Genomic DNA, 4,497 nt, shown 5'->3' on the forward strand with positions numbered 1-4,497 from the left:
TCGCCATCGAAATTTATCGATGGCCTATTTCAGACTGTAATGGGGTGCTGCGACCGCGAGATACGCGGTAGCGACCTTGGCCGCATGTGGGCGCTTCTGCAGGTTCGAGCGGAAGGATGTGAAGTGATGGGCGAAGACGTGAAATGGGCGTTGGGCATTGCGGTCACGGCGCTCGTGCTCGTGGCGTTTCTGCCGCTCGTGCCGGTCGTCCTGGTGCCGGGGCCGTGGAAGACTAGGGGGCGCGTCCGAGACCGAAACCCCCCCGTTGGAGGGGGCCGTCCGGGCCGTCCGTTTTTTGTCCGGGCGAGCTGAGATGCTTTTATCGCGATACGCGCAGATGGGAAGCACATCACTGGTATGATGGGCAAAAGGAGGAGATTATGAACACGACCGCAAGCTACACCGCCATGGGAATCGCCAAATACGTAGTTGACAAATGCTATAAAGACAACAAGCCGGTCAGCAACCTACAGCTACAGAAGATGCTGTACTTCTTGCAACTAACTTTCATCAAGGGGTACGACTCGCCCCTGTTCGACGACACGTTCGAGGCATGGCAGTACGGCCCGGTCATCCGCGACGTATACGTCAAGTTCTCCGAGTTCGGCGGTTCGCCCATAAAGATGATTTTCCCTGACGCAGTCCGCTTCGAGAACGACGAGCAGGAAGATTTCATCAACACCATCATCGAAAAACTGCGAGGACTTTCTCCCTGGAACCTCGTACGGGTCTCCCATGCGAAGGGGTCCCCGTGGGATGAGGTCTACAATAGGCGCGGACAAGACAAGGGAATCATCCCAAACGGTCTCATCGTCGCGGCCGCAAAGGCGGACCAGAATGGCTGAGAATCAAGAAGTGCCCGCCGGCATGAAAAGAGCCCTTGAGATTCTGACGAGCGTTCTCCAAGCCGCAAACGGCGACTATCTTGAGAAATCGATGCTCATTGTTCCCGACGTCGAGGCGGACTCCGATGAGACACAGAAAAGGGATGCGCTGACCAAACTTCTGGAAACCTTAGCGTCCGACGACCCAGGCCTCTCCCTCTCGGATGAAAACATCGCCGACGTCAAGGCCTTCTTCGAAAAGCTGTACGGCGGGCAGGTGAAGTTCCGCCATAGATACTCGGACGTCTGCAACGTCGTGTTTGACTACAAGGATTGCGAGCTCGACCCGACGAACGTCCCATACCCCGTAAGCCGCTTGGCCGACAACATGGGCAAGGTCCTGACAAGCATGCTGGAAGACCGACCCCGCTCGGAGCAGGCCGATAGTGTACGTAAGCTGTGCGACCACATCGAGCTTGAGAAGACGCGCCTACTCCACTACACGGAGCAGATGAAGATGATGTGCTCCTTCGAGGAAAGGAGCACGCAACTCGACGAGCAAATCAAAGAGCAGCAGGAAAAGACGGAAAGCGAAATCAAACGTCTGGAAGATGACTCGCTGAAGCGAATTGAGGAGGAAAAGAGAGAGGCGCAGCGTGAAAACGTGTCCGTCCTCGGCGTGTTCACCGGCATCGTCGTCGCCTTCGTCGCGGGCCTGACCTTCTCCTCATCCATCCTGCAGAGCATCGACAGGGCGAGCATCTACAGGCTATGCGCGATGGCGACAGTGATAGGAGTATTCCTATTCGACACGATAGCGATCCTGCTCTCGTTCCTGGGAAAGGTGACCAGAGTTGAATGCCCTGACCTGGCCAAGATCGTGAAGATCGCAAACTTCATCGCCCTCGTCTTCCTCGCCGCCGCGGTCTTCGCGAGATTCTTCATCCCTATGCCAGCTTACAACTAGCAGGAAGCGGAAACACCTACGACTAATCAGGGCCGCCCTCCGGGGCGGCTCCCCGCTTTTCGCGGCGGGGCGCGATTGATTGGAGGTGACGCTTGGACGCCGACGAGCCGCTGGCGAACCCGCGTCACGAGACATACTGCCACGAGCGCGTTGCGAGCAGAACCCAGAGGCAGGCGAAGCTCGCCGCGTGGCCCGAACGCTCGCGCTGGAAGCCCGAGACGGTGGACAACAAGATCTGCAAGCTCGAGGCCGAGCAGGAGGACAAGACTAGGATTGCGAGCTCCATCCAGGGCGTCATGAAGCGCGTGAAGGCCAAGGGCGTGCCCGTGGTGGTCTACGAGCCCACGCTGGACGCGCCGGAGTTCTTCGGCTCCGAGGAGACCCACGACCTGGAGGCCTTCAAGGCCGGCTGCGACGTGATCGTCGCCAACCGCTGGAGCGACGAGCTCACGGACGTGGCGGACAAGGTGTACACGAGGGATCTGTTTAAGAGGGAATAGGGGAGAGCTGACGGCTGCGGCGACTCTGTCCTTGTGCATAAATCCAATTATTGAAAAGAGGGTGTATCGGCGCAAACCGATACACCCTCTTTTGGTTAAACAAGTCCCATTAGCCTTTGATTACGCTTTTATAGATATACGTACGTTCTCCGGTCCTACTCTTCAATTACCACCTCAGGGAGCCGAATCTGGATTAGGTGTTAAAGCAAATATATATTGGAAGGTAAGACTGATATATTCTCGTCAACGTCTTTAATGAGCAACCTTTGCTCTAGAAGAAGTTTATGCATGAGATTCTTTCCATGGTCTTTATTGTCGAGTGTGCTTCCATACTCATACAGAAGATGCGATATGCGTGAGTACAGATCTTCTCGAATTGCCTGCTCATCAACTGTTTTATCTGACTTGTTTGGATATTTTTTGTATAGAAATACAAGCTTAGTAACTCCACCGTATAGATTGACGGTGTCAAAAATCGATTGGAAGTAGGAATAGTCAGCCCGAGAAAGCGAGTGTCCGAATATCTTGATGAAACGGGTATTGCTGTCGCAGAGTTTTGCAGTTTCGCTTTCGTATGGCACTAATGACATAAGCCTATAGCCTATATGTTTTTGTAAACGGCACCGCCGGATGGTCTTCAGCGACGTCTTTTCCGTCAATGCCAAATATTGTGTCCGTTTTGTCCAGTGAGCCATGAATATTCCGGGCAGCAACAATTCCCAGCTGCTGATCTTCCGATTTTAATGGGGTTGTATAGTTAAAGTTTAAGATAGATGTTTCATAGTTCTTTTGCTGGGCCTTATTAATGCAGGCATTGCGAATGGCTGCATAATACTCCACAGCCTTTTCCCTGTATTTATTGTTATTATCGACTTGTTTTTCTAGATAGCTCGCAAAGATGTGCTCGTAATCTTTTAGTGAGGTTAGAAGGAAATGGGTGAGCTCATCCTGGGAAACGTTTTCCTTACCCAGACTAGTTGAAACGTAATTGTATACGGCGTTATCTAGATGTTCAGAACGATTTGGTTTTGACGGATCAATTGTCCACACCAGTTGCTCATACATGTGGTTCAATCTTGAACCCAAGTCGTCATCATGGAACACATACGCTGAAAAAAAGCTTTCTATATTACACCACAATGGGTCGTTTTCACCGATTTCAGAAAGAATGACATCCCAGACATTTCTTTCGTCCTTAGGGATCGATTCAATTGAGCATGCTGCGTTCATCCTATTGCGATAAAAATCTGAGAACTTTGACTTCAGTCCGCAGGTCAAGTCGAATCCATTTCCAAGAATTATTAGTTGGTGCATTATTTAAATCCTTCAATCGTAGTGAACTCCGTGAATAGCTTCTCAACTATTTACCCGATTACTAAGGTGTTGCTACAACGGTATCCAACTTGCGAGGACACGACATGGGGCGTCATTGAGGAAAGGTTTTGGTAACTTGATATTGTCAATTTCCCTGTGCTGCTAATTTTGGAATCAGCGGTCGGCATATTTGCCTAACGTGAATCTTCCTTTCACCGACTGGCAAAACGATTTACACCTAATTTCTGGTGATGCTCACGGGTATTTCCTTTGTTTGTGCTTTGATCTCGCTACACTAATAACCGCTGCTACCAGGTAGTTTTCTGGTGCAGTTTCCATTGGCTCTTGCGAAGATCGGAGCGGTTATGTTTGCTGCCGCGTTCCACACTAGCCGTCACTACATCCTGTTTACTGCCATGGCCTGCCTATGCGTTTTGCTGGGCGGGCCTTCTTATGCCGCGGGCGCGGACAGCCTGTTCATTGCGGGCGCCATGTACTACGAGCCGGGCGCGTCGGGCCCCGGGTGGGCCTGGACCGATGCCGACCACCTGGAGCTTAACGGCTACACGGGCGAGGCCATCGGCGCCGACGACGACCTGGTGGTGACGCTGACCGGGCAGAACACCGTTGTCGAGACGAGCGCACCCGACGTGGACATCTCGCGTTGCGGCATGGAGGTGTGGGGCGATCTGACGCTCCGCAGGACCGGGTCGCTGGTGGCCACGGGCTCGCAGTGCGGGATCTATGTGTCGGGGACGCTCGCGGTGGACGGCTGCAAGGTTGACGCGCGGGCCGACGGCGCCGGCATCGCGGACGCGCGGGTGGCCGGCGTGATCGCGGACGGTCTTGCCGTTCGCGGCGGTGGGCGCGTTGTCGTCGCGGGCGCGGGCTC

The 4,497-nt window shown here is 53.5% G+C and carries 5 protein-coding genes; 4 read left to right on the top strand and 1 reads right to left on the bottom strand.

Annotated elements, in window-relative coordinates; translation table 11 throughout:
* Positions 1-380: 380 nt before the first annotated feature.
* From DXA43_RS09920 to DXA43_RS09930, 3 genes are all read left to right on the top strand, one after another.
* Positions 381-845 (top strand): Panacea domain-containing protein, encoded by a 465-nt coding sequence (locus DXA43_RS09920; protein ID WP_117803211.1) that lies wholly within the window; start codon positions 381-383, stop codon positions 843-845.
* The gene (locus DXA43_RS09925; RefSeq protein ID WP_117757184.1) at positions 838-1,791 is read left to right on the top strand and encodes a hypothetical protein; all 954 of its coding nucleotides are present in this window, start codon (positions 838-840) and stop codon (positions 1,789-1,791) included. Before DXA43_RS09920 ends, DXA43_RS09925 begins: the two co-directional genes overlap by 8 nt.
* Positions 1,792-2,012: 221 nt before the next feature.
* On the top strand, positions 2,013-2,291 hold the full coding sequence (locus tag DXA43_RS09930; RefSeq protein WP_199580569.1) for a hypothetical protein: 279 nt from the start codon (positions 2,013-2,015) through the stop codon (positions 2,289-2,291).
* A gap of 594 nt (positions 2,292-2,885) precedes the next feature.
* On the opposite strand, the gene DXA43_RS09940 is transcribed toward DXA43_RS09930, so the two are convergent.
* Positions 2,886-3,605: an AbiH family protein gene (locus tag DXA43_RS09940; RefSeq protein ID WP_117807064.1), complete on the bottom strand. Its 720-nt coding sequence runs from the start codon at positions 3,603-3,605 to the stop codon at positions 2,886-2,888.
* 326 nt (positions 3,606-3,931) lie between these two features.
* Here DXA43_RS09940 and DXA43_RS09945 point away from each other — a divergent pair.
* Positions 3,932-4,497, top strand: a 566-nt coding sequence (locus DXA43_RS09945; RefSeq protein ID WP_147344762.1) for a hypothetical protein, incomplete at its 3' end; no start/stop codon positions are given.

Origin of the sequence: Collinsella sp. OF02-10 (assembly GCF_003463445.1) — a bacterium.
Classification (GTDB): Bacteria; Actinomycetota; Coriobacteriia; order Coriobacteriales; family Coriobacteriaceae; genus Collinsella.

Coding starts and splice junctions, on each gene's coding strand:
- DXA43_RS09920 (WP_117803211.1), top strand. CDS start 381: ATGAACACGACCGCAAGCTACACCGCCATGGGAATCGCCAAATACGTA.
- DXA43_RS09940 (WP_117807064.1), bottom strand. CDS start 3,605: ATGCACCAACTAATAATTCTTGGAAATGGATTCGACTTGACCTGCGGA.
- DXA43_RS09925 (WP_117757184.1), top strand. CDS start 838: ATGGCTGAGAATCAAGAAGTGCCCGCCGGCATGAAAAGAGCCCTTGAG.